This window comes from Halobacillus shinanisalinarum (genome assembly GCF_022919835.1).
GTDB classification, from domain to species: Bacteria; Bacillota; Bacilli; order Bacillales; family Halobacillaceae; genus Halobacillus_A; species Halobacillus_A shinanisalinarum.
On sequence record NZ_CP095074.1, the window covers coordinates 465,993 to 483,820 of the forward strand.

The 17,828-nt window shown below is 40.7% G+C and carries 14 protein-coding genes and 3 pseudogenes; 3 read left to right on the forward strand and 14 right to left on the reverse strand.

Annotation, left to right across the window (positions count from 1 at the left end):
- Positions 1 to 219 precede the first annotated feature (219 nt).
- From hemL to hemA, 6 genes and pseudogenes are all read right to left on the reverse strand, one after another.
- A complete protein-coding gene (hemL, locus tag MUO14_RS02535) occupies positions 220 to 1,503 on the reverse strand; it encodes a glutamate-1-semialdehyde 2,1-aminomutase (protein ID WP_244753494.1) in 1,284 nt (427 codons plus the stop codon).
- Positions 1,504 to 1,529: 26 nt separating this feature from the next.
- The gene (gene hemB / locus MUO14_RS02540) at positions 1,530 to 2,507 is read right to left on the reverse strand and encodes a porphobilinogen synthase (RefSeq protein WP_244753495.1); all 978 of its coding nucleotides are present in this window, start codon (positions 2,505 to 2,507) and stop codon (positions 1,530 to 1,532) included.
- A 6-nt stretch (positions 2,508 to 2,513) separates the two neighbouring features.
- The gene (locus tag MUO14_RS02545) at positions 2,514 to 3,272 is read right to left on the reverse strand and encodes a uroporphyrinogen-III synthase (protein ID WP_244753496.1); all 759 of its coding nucleotides are present in this window, start codon (positions 3,270 to 3,272) and stop codon (positions 2,514 to 2,516) included.
- Complete coding sequence (gene hemC, locus MUO14_RS02550) at positions 3,272 to 4,201, reverse strand: hydroxymethylbilane synthase (protein ID WP_244753497.1); 930 nt, start codon at positions 4,199 to 4,201, stop codon at positions 3,272 to 3,274. Before hemC ends, MUO14_RS02545 begins: the two co-directional genes overlap by 1 nt.
- Positions 4,202 to 4,222: 21 nt before the next feature.
- A pseudogene (locus MUO14_RS02555) lies at positions 4,223 to 5,040 on the reverse strand (cytochrome c biogenesis protein).
- A gap of 14 nt (positions 5,041 to 5,054) precedes the next feature.
- The gene (hemA, locus tag MUO14_RS02560) at positions 5,055 to 6,428 is read right to left on the reverse strand and encodes a glutamyl-tRNA reductase (protein WP_244753498.1); all 1,374 of its coding nucleotides are present in this window, start codon (positions 6,426 to 6,428) and stop codon (positions 5,055 to 5,057) included.
- A gap of 323 nt (positions 6,429 to 6,751) precedes the next feature.
- On the opposite strand from hemA, the gene MUO14_RS02565 reads away from it, so the two are divergent.
- Positions 6,752 to 7,234 carry a LiaI-LiaF-like domain-containing protein gene (locus MUO14_RS02565; RefSeq protein WP_244753499.1) on the forward strand — a complete coding sequence of 161 codons (483 nt, stop codon included), beginning with the start codon at positions 6,752 to 6,754 and terminating at the stop codon, positions 7,232 to 7,234.
- Positions 7,235 to 7,748: 514 nt separating this feature from the next.
- Here the strand turns inward: MUO14_RS02565 and MUO14_RS02570 are convergent.
- The 3 genes from MUO14_RS02570 to MUO14_RS02580 all read right to left on the reverse strand — a co-directional run bounded on the left by MUO14_RS02570 (position 7,749) and on the right by MUO14_RS02580 (position 10,058).
- Positions 7,749 to 8,489 (reverse strand): amino acid ABC transporter ATP-binding protein, encoded by a 741-nt coding sequence (locus tag MUO14_RS02570; protein WP_304654210.1) that lies wholly within the window; start codon positions 8,487 to 8,489, stop codon positions 7,749 to 7,751.
- A 19-nt stretch (positions 8,490 to 8,508) separates the two neighbouring features.
- Positions 8,509 to 9,168 carry an amino acid ABC transporter permease gene (locus MUO14_RS02575; RefSeq protein ID WP_244753500.1) on the reverse strand — a complete coding sequence of 220 codons (660 nt, stop codon included), beginning with the start codon at positions 9,166 to 9,168 and terminating at the stop codon, positions 8,509 to 8,511.
- Between the two features lie 77 nt (positions 9,169 to 9,245).
- Positions 9,246 to 10,058, reverse strand: coding sequence for a transporter substrate-binding domain-containing protein (locus MUO14_RS02580; RefSeq protein WP_244753501.1), 813 nt, complete (start codon positions 10,056 to 10,058; stop codon positions 9,246 to 9,248).
- Between the two features lie 325 nt (positions 10,059 to 10,383).
- Here MUO14_RS02580 and MUO14_RS24965 point away from each other — a divergent pair.
- Positions 10,384 to 10,539, forward strand: a pseudogene (locus tag MUO14_RS24965) (IS5/IS1182 family transposase); the annotation flags it as partial.
- Between the two features lie 116 nt (positions 10,540 to 10,655).
- Here MUO14_RS24965 and MUO14_RS02590 read toward each other — a convergent pair.
- Positions 10,656 to 10,859: a transposase gene (locus MUO14_RS02590; protein WP_396265796.1), complete on the reverse strand. Its 204-nt coding sequence runs from the start codon at positions 10,857 to 10,859 to the stop codon at positions 10,656 to 10,658.
- A gap of 114 nt (positions 10,860 to 10,973) precedes the next feature.
- On the opposite strand from MUO14_RS02590, the pseudogene MUO14_RS02595 reads away from it, so the two are divergent.
- A pseudogene (locus MUO14_RS02595) lies at positions 10,974 to 11,259 on the forward strand (transposase); the annotation flags it as partial.
- Positions 11,260 to 11,673: 414 nt separating this feature from the next.
- Here the strand turns inward: MUO14_RS02595 and yihA are convergent.
- The 4 genes from yihA to tig all read right to left on the reverse strand — a co-directional run bounded on the left by yihA (position 11,674) and on the right by tig (position 17,723).
- Positions 11,674 to 12,267, reverse strand: a complete 594-nt coding sequence (yihA, locus tag MUO14_RS02600; protein ID WP_244753502.1) for a ribosome biogenesis GTP-binding protein YihA/YsxC — start codon at positions 12,265 to 12,267, stop codon at positions 11,674 to 11,676.
- Positions 12,257 to 14,587 carry an endopeptidase La gene (lon, locus tag MUO14_RS02605; protein WP_244753503.1) on the reverse strand — a complete coding sequence of 777 codons (2,331 nt, stop codon included), beginning with the start codon at positions 14,585 to 14,587 and terminating at the stop codon, positions 12,257 to 12,259. The genes yihA and lon overlap by 11 nt, the downstream gene beginning before the upstream one ends.
- 249 nt (positions 14,588 to 14,836) lie before the next feature.
- On the reverse strand, positions 14,837 to 16,114 hold the full coding sequence (gene clpX, locus MUO14_RS02610) for an ATP-dependent protease ATP-binding subunit ClpX (RefSeq protein WP_244753504.1): 1,278 nt from the start codon (positions 16,112 to 16,114) through the stop codon (positions 14,837 to 14,839).
- A 322-nt stretch (positions 16,115 to 16,436) separates the two neighbouring features.
- Entirely contained in the window at positions 16,437 to 17,723 is a 1,287-nt protein-coding gene (tig, locus tag MUO14_RS02615; protein WP_244753505.1) for a trigger factor, read from the reverse strand.
- Positions 17,724 to 17,828: the final 105 nt, after the last annotated feature.

Here is a 17,828-nt window from a genome sequence, read left to right on the forward strand (position 1 = left end):
TTCATGGATGTTCGACTAAGTTCGAAACATCCTGTTTCAACGTCGGACGACCCCACGTCCTGTGGGGCCACGGAGGCGATTGACTAGTCTTGCGTGTCTCGGGTGCTGGAGCTGGGTGTGGCTAACTTCATGTAAGCTTATCCACAGGCAAATATTTTTATAATTTCCTGGACGATAAAAAAGGACATCACCCTAAAAGGCAATGTCCTGACTGATTCATTATAATTTGGCAAAAACCTTTTCTGCCGCACGAATGGTAAATTCAATATCTTCATCCGTGTGGGCAAGGGACAAAAACATCCCTTCAAATTGTGACGGCGGTAGAAAGATACCTTCTTCAATCATCCCCCGATAGTACTTCGCAAATAAGTCGAGGTTAGATTGATTAGCTGTATCAAAATCTGTTACAGCCTGACCTGTAAAGAAGAAGCCCACCATAGATCCAGCACGGTTCACTGTGAGGGGAACTTGGTATTTTTCTGCCGCTGCAGTAAACCCTTCAATTAAGCGGTCTACCTTTTTATTAATTTCCCGATAGGCGTTCTCATTCATAGCCGTTAGTGTTTCGTATCCTGCAGTCATTGCTAATGGGTTTCCTGATAATGTTCCTGCTTGATAAATATCACCAACAGGGGCTACACGCTCCATGATCTCACGTTTACCTCCATAAGCACCTACAGGCAGCCCTCCACCGATCACCTTACCGAGGCAAGTCATATCCGGAGTTACTCCGAAATGCCCTTGTGCACTATTGTAACCAACACGAAAACCTGTCATCACCTCATCAAAAATAAGTACAGTTCCATTACTTTCGGTTAATGTACGCAACTCACTTAAAAATTCTTCTCGCGGCGGAACCACACCCATATTGCCGGATACTGGCTCGATGATGACAGCAGCCAGGTCATCCCCGTATTGTTCAAATACATATCGAACGCTCTCGATATCATTGTAAGGAACGGTAATCGTATTTTTTGCAATCGACTCAGGTACACCTGGAGAATCGGGCAATCCTAGTGTTGCAACACCAGAGCCTGCTTTAATCAATAACGAGTCTCCATGACCATGGTAATTCCCTTCAAACTTAAGGATTTTATTACGCTCCGTATACCCACGTGCAACTCTCAATGCACTCATTGTAGCCTCCGTACCAGAGTTTACCATACGCAGCATATCAATGGATGGCACACGATCAATCACAAGCTGAGCTAATTTATTTTCAATTAATGTGGGTGCACCAAAACTTGTCCCAAGTTCCGTCACTTTTTTTAGCGATTCCACAACACGGTCATCAGCATGACCTAGAATTAATGGCCCCCAGCTTAGCACATAATCTACGTACTCGTGACCATCAATATCATAGATTTTCGACCCTTTTCCCTGTTCCATGAAAATAGGGGTCATATCCACAGACTTAAAAGCACGGACCGGTGAGTTTACACCACCTGGCATTAAATCCACTGCCTCCTTATATGCATCCGTAGATCGTTCAAAGTTTTTCATCCTTACCACCCTTTCCCTACCACAAATTATTGCTCTAAATAACGCGCAACATCTTTAGCAAAATAAGTAATAATTAAGTCAGCCCCAGCCCGCTTCATAGAGGTCAATTTCTCAATCACTATTTCTTGTTCATTTACCCAGCCGTTTTTAGCAGCGGCCTTAATCATTGAATACTCCCCGCTCACGTTATAGGCTACAAGCGGTAAATTGAAACGGTCTTTTACTTCCCTCATAATATCTAAGTAAGATAGAGCTGGCTTAACGATGAGGAAGTCTGCTCCTTCTTCGACATCAGACTCCGCCTCACGAATAGCTTCCAAGCGATTAGCCGGATCCATTTGATAAGCGCGGCGATCACCAAATTGCGGTGTGCTATGTGCAGCATCACGGAACGGACCATAAAAGGCTGAAGCATATTTTACAGCATAAGACATAACAGGAATTTGGCTGTAACCTGCTTCATCGAGCCCGTGGCGAATCGCAGCAACAAAACCATCCATCATATTCGATGGTGCAATCACATCAGCTCCTGCTTCTGCTTGACTCACGGCTGTTTTTGTAATGTATCCTAGTGATTCATCGTTAGCAATGTCACCATCCCTGACCACACCACAATGGCCATGATCGGTATATTGACATAAGCACGTATCAGCAATTACCGTCAAAGAAGAATGGTGTTTTTTTATATGCCGAATCGCTTGTTGGACGATTCCCTCCCTATGAAAGGCTTGCGTACCAACCGCATCTTTTTCCTTGGGAACACCAAATACGATAACAGAACGCACCCCTAATTGCTCAAGCTCGTCCATTTCTTCAGATAAATAGTCTAGTGAAACGTGATGAACACCTGGCATAGACTCAACAGGACTTTTAATTCCATCCCCTTCTACAACAAAGATTGGGAAAATTAAATCTTCTTTATGAAGGTGTGTTTCTCTAACGAGGGAGCGCATTGACTCCGTTGTTCTTAATCTGCGATGTCTTTTAAACTGTAAATCATTCATCGAAAACTATCCTCTCTTATCAAAATGAGCAGCCATTTTGTCAATCATAGTTTTTATTGTGTATACCTCTGGAATATAGACTGTTTGAAACCCATAAGACTTGGCTGCTTCTCCTGTCGTTGGCCCGATACAGAAACAGGGGATATGCAGCGCTTCTTCTTGACGCTTTTCTATCCGTTGCATAAATGCCTCCACTGTTGAAGGACTAGTAAACGTAAGCGCATCAAGCTGGTCAAGTTTTCGTATCAGCACATCCTCGTCATCCACTACTAGCGTATCATATACCGTAACCGTTTGGAAAAATACCTGCTGTTGCAAGAAAGCGTGAGGCAGCACTTTTCTTGATCGATTGCCACGGACAAATAATATTTTCCCTGGCTCTCCTACTCGCTCGAAAAACTGTTCTACCATTGCTACTGCTCGATAGTTTGTTGGGATAAAATCAGGTTTCACCCCATATGATTCAAGCGTTTCAGCCGTTTTCTCACCCACAACAGCCCATTTACATGAGCGAGGAATTTTAACGTCATAAAGCGATAGCAGTTCGAAAAAAAACTTCACGCCATTAGAGCTTGTTAGAAAAACCCAGCTGAAGTCGTGAAGTTTAGTAAGGATGTGCTTATTTTCTACTGAGTCTTTCAATTTAAACTGGAGGAGAGGGACATGAATCACTCTCCCGCCTTTTTGTTCAATCTCCCTCGTTATAGATGAAGATTGGGAAGATGCCCTTGTAATCAGGATATTTTTCCCTTCTAGCGGTCCCATTACTGGTCATACTCCTCTATCGCCCGATCAACAATCTCTTGAGCACCTTGTTTTTTAAGACGTTCTGCAGCCTCCGTTCCTACTGCCACAGGGTCTTTTCCTGTCACGGTTTCTTGAAGAATCGTTGTACCATCAGGCTTTCCTACTAGAGCTGTCAGCGTAATTGTATCTCCCTGTGAATAAGCATAGCCGCCGATTGGAACTTGACAGCCGCCATTTAAATCATGAAGGAATTTACGTTCAGCCTTGACAGTGGTCTCTGTATACCTGTGATTGATTTGCTGAAGAAACTCAACCAGTTCTTTATCATCTTCACGGCATTGAAGAGCGAGTGCTCCTTGTCCTACTGCAGGGACACAAACATCAGGCTCTAAATACTCAGTTACGAGGTCATCACTCCAGCCCATCCGTTTAAGACCGGCAGCTGCTAGCACGATGGCATCATATTCTTCATTTTTAAGCTTTTGAAGACGACTATCAATGTTTCCACGAATCCATTTAATTTCAAGATCAGGTCGAATGGCTTTAATTTGTGAGCCGCGGCGCAAACTGCTCGTCCCGACAATCGCCCCTTCTTTTAAGTCCTTTAGAGCTACGTGGTCATTGGATACGAAGGCATCGCGATGATCTTCACGGACAGGGACAGAAGCAACCGTTAACCCCTCAGCTACAATAGCAGGCATATCCTTCATGCTATGAACAGCCATATCAATTTCCTTGTTATACATAGCTTGTTCGATTTCTTTTATAAACAAACCTTTTCCCCCGACTTTATTTAACGTAACATCGAGGATTTGATCACCCTTTGTCGAGATTCTTTTGATTTCAAATTCATAAGAAGGATTTATTCTTTTTAACTGCTCAATAACCCATTCCGTTTGTGTAATCGCTAAATTACTTTTCCGTGATCCTATTACTATTTTTCGCACCTTACATCCTCCTCAAGAAAACTAAAAATGAAAATTCGACAATGAGCCGAATAAAAAGAAATTGATTAATAGAAACAGAAATGCTGCTGAATTGAATATAGAAATTACTCGGCCCTGGTACCCTTTAACAACACGCAAAAACAAATAGATCATATAGACTAGCAGGACGATAAATGACCCCAGCGTCTTAGAGTCATACCAATAAAAGACATCTTCTGATACATACCCCAAGTCACTCCAAGAATCACAGCTATAAGAAGCAGCGGCACACCCAGAATAACCGATATATATGAAAAATGATCAAGCCTCGTTAAATCTCCGAGACGAAACAATTTGGTATTCCACTTCTTTTGCTTTAGTAAACGGTATTGTAATAAATACATCATTGAAAAGATAAACGAAAATGTAAAAAAACCATAGGAAATAATCGCCAAGGTTATATGAGCAACCAACATCTCATGGACTAGCTCTATTCCCTGGTCATCTAAAACATTTTGCGCCCTCGTTGAAATATGGAGCAACATAACTAAAAACCCAACAACATTTGTGAAAAACACGAGAAAATCCACACGAAACAGTCGGTTTATAATTAACGAAAAAGTAACTAATATCCACGCGTAAAAATAAAGTCCATCATAAACCGTCATGACCGGGAAGTTTCCCTCTACAAAAATTTGCCTTAATAAAAAAAGAGTTTGTAGCCCCCAAACCATACTAAGTAACCAGAAGGCAGCTATATTCGCCTTCCGGTTATTTTGAATAAAGTCAATAAAGTATCCAATTAAACTGCAGCCGTACAGGAAGAGGATTAACTCATAGACCCACTTAAGTTCGAACATAGTAAACCTCCACCCTATGAATTTACAGTTTGAGTAAGTGTGGGAAAGGATACAGCATCTTCTGTATCAAACTTTACGGGCTTATTATTTCTTTTCTCCTGTTCCTTCGCTTCCTCCTCCACTGTATCTTCAATTCCAAAGATTTGTGTGAAGAGACGCAAGGATTCTTCAGCGTCAGGCTTCGCAGCAAGTTCTTTCGCCTGAAGAATAGGGTCTTTAAGCATCTGATTAATGATACTTTTGGTATGCTTACGCAAAACTTTCTTTTCACGTTCCGTCAAATCAGGCATTTTTCTTTCAATACTGCTCATTGTTTCAGATTGAATTCCCATCGCCTTCGCCCGAAGCGCAGAAATAACAGGGATTACCCCGATCGTTTGAAGCCATTCCTTAAATTCTACAATTTCAGCTTCAATCATGATTTCGATTTCCTCGGCCGCTTGTTTACGAACAGCTAAGTTCGCATCAACAATTCCTTGTAAATCATCAATGTCATAGAGGAAGACACTTTCAAGTTCTTCCATTTGTGGATCAAGGTCCCTTGGTACAGCAATATCTACGAAGAAAAGCGGCTTTCCTTTTCTAGAGCGGTGGATAGGTTCCATTTGTTCGCGTGTTAGAACATACTCACTTGATCCTGTTGAACTAATTACAATATCAGCACTTGAAAGAACGGCATCTAGATTTTCCATCGTATCTGCTTGTCCACTAAATTGATCAGCGACTACTTGAGCTTTCGATAATGTACGATTAAGAACGGTTACTTGTTTAACACCAAAGCCTTGAAGGTTCTTCGCGGCAAGTTCACCCATTTTTCCTGCACCGATAATAACGATATGTTTATGAACCAGGTCACCAAAAATTTTGCGAGCTAATTCAACAGCTGCATAACTAACGGACACAGCATTTTCCCCAATACCTGTGTCTTTATGTCCTTTCTTAGCCATTGTTACGGTTTGCTTAAATAATTGATTGAATATTGTTCCCGTTGTGTTGGCTTCTTGAGCTTTCGAAAAAACTTGCTTCATTTGCCCCAGGATTTGCGTTTCTCCCAATACCATGGAATCAAGACCAGATGTTACACGCATCAAATGTTCCATAGCTCCGTCCGCTTCATAAATAGAAAGAAACGGTGAGAAATCCTCTTTTTCAATAGTAAACCAATCAGCCAAAAATTGTTTAATATAGTAGCGCCCCGTATGCAGCTGATCGACAACAGCGTAGATTTCTGTACGATTGCATGTAGAAATGATTACATTTTCAAGCACGCTTTTTTGGGCATTAAGCTTCTGCATTGCCTCAGTTAAGCTCTCATCTGAAAATGTAAGTTTTTCCCGAATTTCCACAGGGGCTGTTTTATAATTGAGTCCGACAGCTAAAATGTGCATTTCATCTACCCCCATATAACGTTCCTAACTTATCACATATTACTTATTATAACATGAAAACGTTGATTTTTTCTGTGAAAATATGAACAGAATTTGAATCCCTTGTGATAGGATATAAATAGGATAATCAATCACTTTATATTCTCAGATTAGAAACACTATAATTAATAACTCGATTGTAATATACCAAAATAAACTTGTAATCGCAAGAAATCAATTCTTGAGATGAGAATAATCGTCAAGCTCCTCTAGGCTTGTATGATTATACCCGTCACGAGCGCTTCTGCATTTCTAATCTATGTATTTCTGGAGGGTGTCATGTTATGAAGAAGCCAGATTCTTTCGCAGGTTTCTTATTAATTGGTCTTGGTTTATATTTTCTTATACGTCAGTTTAATATTCCCTATTTGAACCCTTTTTACTCATGGACGACCTTACTTATTATTATTGGTATCGCCTTTTTATTACATAGTTACCTGACTAGGGAATACTCTAATATTTTTACTGGCGCCTTGCTGCTTGGATTAGGTATTCACTTTCATGGTCGAACTCATTATGCATTCTGGATTGATCACTGGGGGGTGTACCCTCTTCTCGTAGGGGCAGCGCTCATACTTAGGTCTCTTAAAACAAAATCAGGCTGGATCCCCGGATTCATATTAATTGGTGTAGCTTTGTTTGCCCTGCTGTCTACTCCCAATCCTGGATGGTTCCATTTTATATATCTGTTATTTAATTGGATTGAAAGTTTCTGGCCCGTTATTTTAATTGGCTTTGGTATCTATTTGCTTAATAAAAAGAAATAATACATAAAAAGGCCAGCTTGCCTAAGGAGGCCACTGAAAAGTCTGTGTATAGTAAAAAAAGAAGATGACCAACCCCATTATTGCATAGCCGTGCGTATTTATACAGTATTCGATTACTGATTTAAGTAAACTCACTATGAAATGGTATAGATGATTGCAGGAATAATGGGAATGTGGTTATTGAATTAAAAGCCGTTACTGGAATAAAGGTTAGGAACAGAGAAAGGTGGCAGGGGAACGACGCGTTCCCCTGCCACCTTTCTCTGTTTATAACGGAACCCACCAAGAGAGCACAGATATCAGCTTGTATATCTGAGGTCTTTGTACAAAAAAATCATACGGCCATTTCATACATAACAAAAATGACAAATACATTCGTTATAGAAATGAACAAATGTCGCTTTTTCAGAGGCCTCTTGCCTAAATGAGTGGGGCTTTTTTATGCATTAATGAGGCAAACCAGAAGACTATTACCTCTAGCTATTTTATTCGTCTATATGAAGCTTCCCTTCTTCTACAAAATAGAGCCTAGAAATGCTTTCGTTCTGTCTTCTTTTGGATGATCGAAAATATTGTGCGGATGACCTGTTTCAACAATTCTGCCCTCATGTATATAGACAACTCGATCAGCTACTTCCCGAGCGAAACCCATTTCATGAGTTACAACAACCATCGTCATCCCCTCTTTAGCCAAGTCCTTCATTGTCTGCAGAACTTCGCCTACTAGCTCTGGATCAAGCGCAGAAGTCGGCTCATCAAACAGCATAATCTCAGGTTTCATGGCAAGTGCTCTTGCAATAGCAACACGTTGCTTCTGCCCGCCCGATAAACGTGAAGGATAACTATTTGCTTTATCTTCCAAACCAACTTTTTTAAGCAGCTGCTTTCCTACTTTTAACGCTTCAGCTTTTGAAGCCTTCTTTACTTGGATTGGCGCTTCTGTCACATTCTCTAACACTGTTTTATGTGGGAACAAGTTAAAATGTTGGAAAACCATACCTACTTTTTGTCTCACCACATTTAAATTATCTTTTTTAGGGTCAACATCTTCTCCTCTGATGGTCACTTCCCCACTGTTTCTGAGTTCAAGAAAATTCAAGCAGCGAAGCATGGTACTCTTTCCTGAACCACTAGCCCCTATTAAAACAACTACCTCACTTTCCTTCACCTTAAAATCAATATCTTTAAGAACGTGTAGATCCCCAAAATATTTATTTAGTTTATCTACGCGAATCATTTCTTTAGCTTCAGTCAAACGATCCGACCTCCTTCCATTAATCACTTACAGCTAATTTCTTTTCGACTAGACTGACTACAATCGTAAGCAGGAATACAAGGATCAAATAATAGACCGCACTAACGAGTAACCAGGTCATATAGTCAAATGTATTCGCTCCCTGCGTCGTAGCGACAGCAAAGATTTCTGCTACTCCAACAAAAGCTGCTAGAGATGAATCCTTTAATCCAATGATAAACTGGTTTCCTAACGGTGGCAATGCTCGTCTTAGAGCTTGAGGCAAGATAATCCGACTCATCGTTAATGAATGACTCATACCTAGTGAGCGGCCCGCCTCTGTTTGCCCTTTTCCAATTGACTGGATCGACCCACGAAATATTTCGGCAATATAAGCTCCATTATGGAATGCGAGACCGAGAGAGACAGCCCAAAAACCGCTCATCATCCATATTTCAGTAAGTCCATAGTAGAATACAAAGATTTGGACAATTAGTGGGGTGCCTCGAACAATATAAATGTATACATTAGCCAGCCACCCCAATGGTTTGAAGGTTGAAATTTTTAGTAAAGCAAAGAATAGACCTATGAAAACGGCCATGAATATTGAAACTGCTGTAAGTCTTAATGTCATAAATGCAGCTTCAACAAAGAGGCCCCGGCTTTCAACTAAAGCATCCCAAAATCCACTATATTCCATCACCTACACTCCCTTTCAAGTGAAAAAGAGCACGCAAAGCGTACTCTTTAATCAGGTCTTATCCGTCATTAAACAGCCTACTCAGGTACAGTTGTTATATCATCGCTAAAGTACTTTTTACTTATCTTTTCAAGCGTACCATTTTCCCTAAGTGTCTTTAATGCAGCATTAATATCTTCCAGCAGTTTATCATTACCTTTTGCAACAGCTATCGCTTGGTCACTGCGATCAATGATTTTCTTTCCTCTGACTTTAAGCCCTTCTCCAATCGCCTCTTTTCCTGTAAGGAAGTCGGTAATGACAGCATCATGCCGACCTTTCGCAAGCGCCTGCAAGGCAACAACATCGCTATCATATACTTTTATTTTATCCGTTACTTTTTCAGCAAATTTAACGTAGGTCGAGCCTTTTGATACAGCTATTTCAAGGTCTTCTAAATCCTCTAATGTTTCGCTGTTGCTATCTGGTCTGGTGAAAATTTGTGCACCTGAATAATAGTAAGGGGTGGAGAAGTCTACCTCTTTGGCACGTTCTTCTGTAATGGTGTGGCTAGCTACCGCAATATCATAGCGTCCAGATTTAACCCCCTCTACAATGGCGGCAAATTTAGATTTTTCCTGAACCGGTTCTAAGCCAAGCTCTTTTGCCACTGCATTTCCAACATCAATATCAAACCCCGTCATCTCGCCGCCAGTTGTCATACTAAATGGGCGAAATTCCCCAGATGCAGCAAACGTTAACTTTCCTTGTTCAACAATGTCATATCCAGCAGAAGATTCACCTGAAGTGTTTGAATCTGATGAAGCTTTTTCTTCATTGCCGCTTCCACAAGCAACGAGCGTGAAGAACATAAGAGTACCCAGGAATAATGTAAATAATATTTTTTTCATTAACTCTATCTCTCCCCCCATTTTTTTGATGCTATACCCTTAATTATATACAAAATTCTGACTTTTACCAAAATTTAAATAAATGTAAAAATAACGAAATACATGTAAAATATACAACTAGTCTATCAAAATCCTTTATATGCTTATCTATTCCTTTATATGCTTTCGAATAATCTTAATATAGGCCCTACTGGGCTGTTAACAACCCGTCCATATATCAGGTAAATTCACTGCATTCATTTGTTATACTTTTGTTGATCCTATAGATAGAATCTTTTTAGGCGGTGATCTTTTGTTTCAATCCAGAAAAGAAAGACAAAATGAGATGGAGATCGTTACGATTGAAGAGCTTGTGCCGGAGGGCCACTTGCTTCGTAAGATTGACCAATACATAGATTTTTCCTTTATCCCTGAAAAAGTCCGTCCCTATTATTCGGAGAAAAATGGTCAACCTTCCCTTGATCCCCTTGTGCTCTTTAAACGACCACCTGCTAAAGCAGGTGGATTTGGACATAAAATGTCTACGACTAAAGTCGTTCTTAAGACTGAAGTCATCTCAAACTCCGGATGCTTAAGCAAATTTAATATTGACTAAACTCATTCTTCAATCCTAAACTGATTTGCAATATAATTTCTTATTGTTTCTTCATCCACCGTTCCAACTGTGACACAGAAATAACCCCTCGCCCATAAGTGTTGTCCCCAGTATTTCTTTTTCAGTTCAGGGAATTGATCCTGAAGAAGTCTTGATGATCTCTTGACATCATAGACTGCATGACTATTCTTCTTATATCCGTCCATACTTTTCACCTCATAACTTAAGTATAGATATCAAAAGATAAGGCTAAAAGCGGATACCGTCTAAAGACGCTGGAGTTAAACCACGCATTTGGCAATTAAAACGATGTTCATTGGTATTTCCATGGCATTCGTTCGGAACGGGAGTTAGAATGACAAATTCAGATGAATGTGGCTGACCGATGGTTTTTAGGCGGACCCAGTGCCTCATCACTCGACCATCAGCAGAAATCGTAGAATGCGTTATAAAGATACAGATATCTTTTCAGAAGTCTTTGATGAAATCTTGCTTCAGGCCATGAATCACCGCATGGTAGCGGGGTGTGTACTTTTTACAGATTCTATTCACTTGAAGGCCAACGCCAATAAGAAAAAGTTCTCCAAACAAGAAGTCTACGTAGAAAAGGAATGTCCTCTTCCCGCAAATCAAAAGCATCAGAAAACCGTCACGCGCTATGTGTAAAAGAACTGCATGGGCTGCGTTATTGTCCTTTGCATTGACAACAAAAGGTTCGGGAACAGGCGACTGACAGCAGCCTGTCAGAACATAAAGAAGATTCCCTCCACCTAGCTAGGGTCAATTAGGTGAAGGGGGTCTTTTTCGATTACGGAAGGGCGAATACTGCGAGACTCCTGCGGGAAAACGGGCGATCCGAGGCCCCGCAGTGTGGGTTTCACGAGGAGACTCGGGCGTTCGTCCGCGGAAAGCGAGCAGTATTCGCCCGTATGTATGTACAAAAAAAGCTTGCAGAGAAAAAACAAGGGATTTCTCTACAAGCTGAGAGGTATCACTAAAAGTAATGATACCTCTTTTTTACTAACGATTGCTATTCAAGTATTCCAGCATTTTCTTCCATGCAGCATCTTTTCCTTCTCCTGTTTCGGAGGAAAAGGGAATAAGCTGATCTCCATCATCCATTTCAAGTGTGTCAGCAACAAGTTTCAACTGTTTATCGCGCTGCCCTTTTTTTATTTTATCCAGCTTCGTTGCGATTACCATCACTGGGAGCTCGAAGTGTTTTAAATAATCATACATCACACAATCATCCTCAGTAGGTTGATGCCTGACATCAATAACTAGAGCTGTTGCTTGAAGTTGTTCCCTTTCAGCAAAATATTCCTCCATCATACGTCCCCATTTGGCACGTTCTTTCTTTGACACCTTAGCATATCCATAACCCGGCACATCCACAAAATGAAAACTTTCGTTTATCTTATAAAAATTTAACGTTTGAGTTTTTCCAGGCTTTGATGACGTCCTCGCTAAGTTCTTACGTTGAATCATCTTATTGATAAAAGAAGATTTCCCAACATTAGAACGGCCAGCTAGAGCAATTTCTGGAATAAACTCTTTAGGGTATTGCTTTTTACCAGCCGCACTAATCACAATCTCTGCCTGATTAACCTTCATGATTTTCAGCCGCCAGCGCCTGATCAAGCACTTCATCTAAATGCTTGACAGGTATAAAGGTTAACCCTTCACGTACACTTTCTGGGATATCTTCTAAATCTTTTTCATTTTCTGATGGGATAATAATTGTTGAAAGCCCCGCACGATGGGCACTAAGAGACTTTTGTTTTAATCCACCGATAGGCAGAACGCGCCCTCTCAGCGTAATCTCCCCTGTCATACCAACTTCTTTTTTTACGGGACGACCAGTCAAAGCCGAAACGAGTGCCGTTGCCATCGTTATCCCAGCGGAAGGACCATCCTTAGGTGTGGCCCCTTCAGGCACGTGGATGTGAATATCATTGTTTTCAACAAAGTCAGGATCAATCATCAACTCATTGGCTTTTGAGCGGATATAGCTAAACGCAGCTTGTGCAGATTCCTTCATTACCTCACCAAGTTTACCCGTTAATGTTAAATTGCCTTTACCTGGGTAAATTGATACTTCTATTGATAACGTATCACCGCCTGCTGCCGTATAGGCAAGACCTGTAGCCGTACCAACCTGGTCTTCAAGTTCTGCTTGTCCATAGCGAAATTGTGGACGGCCTAGTAGTTCTTCAAGTTGTTTCTCTGTAACAACAACCCGTTTTTTCTCTTTACTAACGATAATCTTGGCAGCCTTCCTGCATACGCTTGCCAATTGCCGCTCTAAATTACGGACTCCAGCTTCACGCGTGTACGTACGGATAAGTTTCAGTAATGCTTCATCTTTAAATTGAAGTTGATTCTTCGTCAACCCATTCTCTTTAATCTGTTTAGGCAGCAAATGTTCTTTGGCTATATGAAGCTTCTCCACCTCTGTATACCCAGCAATCGAGATCACTTCCATCCGATCGAGTAACGGCCCTGGGATCGAGGTCATCGTATTTGCTGTAGCTATGAACATGACCTTTGATAAATCGTAGTGTTCTTCGATAAAGTGATCACTGAATGTACTGTTTTGTTCAGGATCTAGTACCTCAAGCATAGCAGAGGAAGGATCGCCACGAAAATCACTAGCCATCTTATCAACTTCATCTAATAAGAAGACGGGATTTACCGTTTCAGCTCGCTTCATCCCCTGGATAATTCGGCCTGGCATAGCACCGATATAGGTCCTTCTATGTCCACGAATTTCTGCCTCATCACGGATACCTCCTAATGAGATTCTAACAAAATTGCGGTTAATTGCCCTGCCGATCGATTTAGCTAGAGAAGTTTTACCAACGCCCGGAGGCCCCACTAAACAAAGAATCGGTCCTTTAATGGATTGTGTAAGCTGCTGTACAGCTAAATACTCTAACACCCGTTCCTTCACTTTTTCCAAACCATAATGATCCTCGTCAAGTATTTTCTCTGCATGGACAACATCGAGATTATCCTCTGTTTCTTCAGACCACGGCAGGGAGACGAGCCATTCAATGTAATTGCGGATGACTGAGCTCTCTGCTGAGCTTTGGGGAACTTTCTCATATCTTCCTAATTCCTTCTGAGCGATGGCTTCAACCCGTTCAGGCATATGGGCTTCCTCGATTTTTTCACGAAGCTGGGCAACCTCTCCTGACTTGCCGTCTTTATCGCCCAATTCACTTTGGATCGCTTTCATTTGCTCACGCAAATAATATTCTTTTTGCGTTTTCTCCATTGATTTTTTCACATGTTGACCAATTTTTTGTTCAATCTGCAGGACGTCACGTTCGTTTCCAATAATTTCAATGAGTTCCTTTAAACGTGCTGTTACGTTTTCCATTTCTAATATGCTCTGTTTGTCTTTTATTTTTATAGGAAGATGTGAGGTAACCATATCTGCTAAGTGACTAGGGTCATCAATATCAGATACCGTGTTAAACGTTTCTTGGCTGACCTTTTTTGAGACCTTGACATATTGCTCGAATTGACTAAGCAATGTTCTCATTAAAGCCTCTTCCTCATTTAGATCTTCATGGACATCCTCTAGTTTTATGATATCTGCCTGATAAAATTCTTCCCCTTCTGTTATGTGCTCGACCGAAGCACGATAGAGGCCTTCGACCAAAACACGATTTGTACCATTTGGAAGTTTTACCATCTGTTTAACCGTTGCTACTGTTCCTACGCTATAAATATCGTCAGCAGTAGGTTCATCAATATTCATTTCTTTTTGAGAAGCTAAAAACACTTCATTGTTATCCATCATTGCTTGCTCTAGTGCTTGAACTGATTTATCTCTGCCTACATCAAGGTGCAGTACCATGGATGGGTACACCAATAGTCCTCTTAATGGAAGGAGGGGGATTTGCGTTCTAAGTTTATCTGTCAATATTTGCACCTCCGAATAATGCACATTCGTATATTTATCATATAGAAATCTATATAGAATGTAAAACGTTAGCCATAGGGAAAAAGACTGTAGAGTTAGCCTGCCTTTCACCACACACTACGCCTATTATGAACCATCAGCTGGCGATTCATGCTCTATGTATGAACTACTTCCTTATATTATAGAAGCCGCGCTACTTGGAAACGTAGCGCGGCTCATAGCTAAGAAATCATGAAATTCCTTATAGGTTTAAGCACTTTCCTTAGGTGTTTCTTTATTTTCATCCTCGACAGTACCGTCTGTCAGAATCAATTTAGGATGACTTTTTTCCGCTGTTACAGTCTCTTTTGTAATAATACATTTTTCGATATCATCACGGGATGGCAGATCATACATCACATCAAGCATGATTCCCTCAATGATTGAACGAAGTCCCCGTGCCCCTGTCTTACGCTCAATTGCTAATTTTGAGATTTCACGAAGAGCCTCTTCCTCAAACTCAAGTTCCACATGATCAATTTGCAGGAGCTTTTGATACTGTTTAACCAGAGCATTTTTTGGTTGGGTCAAGATTTCGACTAAGGCCTTTTCATCTAACTGCTCAAGGCTTCCAATAACAGGAAGACGACCAATAAATTCAGGGATAAGCCCGTAACTTAATAGATCTTCCGGAAGTATTTTTGATAGAAGTTCATCTTTCTCTTCATCTACATCGACTTGACCGGAACCAAAACCAATGACTTTTTTACCTAAACGGCGTTTAATGATTTGTTCAATCCCATCAAATGCACCGCCAACAATAAACAATACATTGGTTGTATCGATTTGAATGAATTCTTGATGAGGGTGCTTACGACCACCTTGTGGGGGCACACTTGCTTGTGTCCCTTCAAGAATTTTAAGTAATGCCTGCTGTACACCCTCACCAGATACATCACGGGTAATTGACGGGTTCTCTGATTTACGGGCAACCTTATCAATTTCATCAATATAAATGATGCCTTTTTCAGCTTTTTCTACATCATAATCTGCTGCTTGAATAAGTTTAAGCAGAATGTTCTCTACATCCTCGCCAACATATCCTGCTTCTGTTAACGATGTAGCATCAGCAATAGCAAACGGCACATTTAAGATGCGGGCAAGTGTTTGTGCGAGTAAAGTCTTCCCGCTACCTGTTGGTCCCAACATAAGAATGTTACTCTTAGCCAACTCTACATCATCATTTTTCACACCAGCATTTATCCGCTTATAATGATTGTATACCGCTACAGACAAATTCTTTTTCGCCTGATCTTGACCAATTACGTAATCATTAAGAATACCGCGAATTTCCTGAGGCTTCGGAACTTCTTTAAATTCCACTTCCTCTTCATTACCTAGCTCTTCTTCAACGATTTCCGTGCATAATTCAATACATTCATCACATATATAAACGCCAGGTCCAGCTACCAGCTTTCGAACTTGTTCTTGACTCTTTCCGCAGAAAGAGCATTTTAGCTGTCCTTTTTCTTCATTAAATTTAAACATTCCAATTCACCCCTTAATAAAATGACGCAATAGTATGCGACTGAAGAACCCATCTTGGTATTCAAGCACCTGTTTCTTTTGCCCATCATACCAGATTCGTAAAAAACAAAAAAGTAATACCTATTTAGAGGTGTGCATGGACTTTCTTTGCACCGTCCTCATTATGTAGATATATAGTTAATTAGTCAAACATTAGACGCTCTACTATTATATGTGAAAAGACAGGTTGTTCATACATGGTTCAATCATTTTTAAGTATTACTTATGTAACATAAATATATGAGAAGACAAGGTGCGCCCTGCCCCTTGTCTTCTTAGCTTACTATTCTGATTTACTATTATCAACTAAAACATCAATGGCTTTACGGACTTTTAGATCTTCTTTAATCATATCTGTGTTTCCGCCAAGCATTTGAGTCAACTGTGCTACGTCTGTCTGATACATGGAAGCCATATTTTCAAGCTCCGCATTTATGTCTTCATCAGAAGCTTCTACATTTTCTGCATTAGAGATTGCTTCTAACGTAAGATTTGTTTTTACCCGCTTGCCAGCATCCTCTTGCATTTGTTCACGAAGTGCGTCTTCATCCTGCCCAGTGAATTGGAAGTACATGTCCTTAGTCATGCCTTGCATTTGTAAGCGTTGTTCAAACTCGCTAACCATACGGTCAAGTTCTGTATCAACCATAGATTGCGGAACATCAACGTCCGCATTTTCACTCGCTTTTTGAACAAGTGTATCGCGCTTGTGATTATCCGCCTCTGTCTTCTTCTGCTCTTCAAGGCGTTCACGTGTTTTCTTCGTAAGTTCATCTAAAGACTCAACCTCTTCATCAACGTCTTTAGCAAGTTCATCATCAAGTTCAGGAAGTTCTTTTCCTTTTATTTCATGAATTTTAACTTTAAATGTTGCGTTCTTACCTGCAAGGTCTTCTGCATGATATTCTTCAGGGAAAGTTACCTCAACATCTGTTTCTTCGCCAGATTTCTTGCCAATAAGCTGTTCTTCAAAACCTGGAATAAATGATCCTGATCCGATTTCAAGTGAGTAATTGTCGGCTTCTCCGCCCTCGAAAGCTTCACCGTCAACGAACCCTTCGAAGTCCATAACTACAGTGTCACCGTCTTCTACTTCGCCGTCCTCTTTAACAACAAGTTCAGCTTGTTTTTCTTGAAGCTGTTTCAGTTCATTGTCAACATCTTCATCCGTCACTTCAGTACTTAGCTCTTCCACTTCAAGGCCTTTGTACTCGCCAAGTTTCACCTCAGGCTTCACTGTAACTTCAGCAGTAAACACAAGCGGTTCCCCTTTTTCGATTTGTTTCACGTCAACTTCCGGACGATCCACTGGCTCTATACCTGTTTCTTCAACAGCATTAGAGTATGCATCAGGTAGAACGATATCAAGTGCATCTTGATAAAGGGATTCCACACCGAAACGCTGTTCGAAAAGTTTGCGTGGTACTTTCCCTTTTCGGAAACCAGGCACTTGAACCTGTTTCACTACTTTTTTAAAGGCACCATCAAGGGCTTTGTTGAATTCTTCTACGGGCACCTCAACTGTGAGTGTCCCTTGATTACCTTCTTGTTTTTCCCATTTTGCTGACATAAATTTCCCTCCAACATCTATAATTTCCTTTTACGTCTGATGACGACCATTATCGATTCTATGATTCTATATGCACACGAATCTCATTTGCAACCACTATATTAT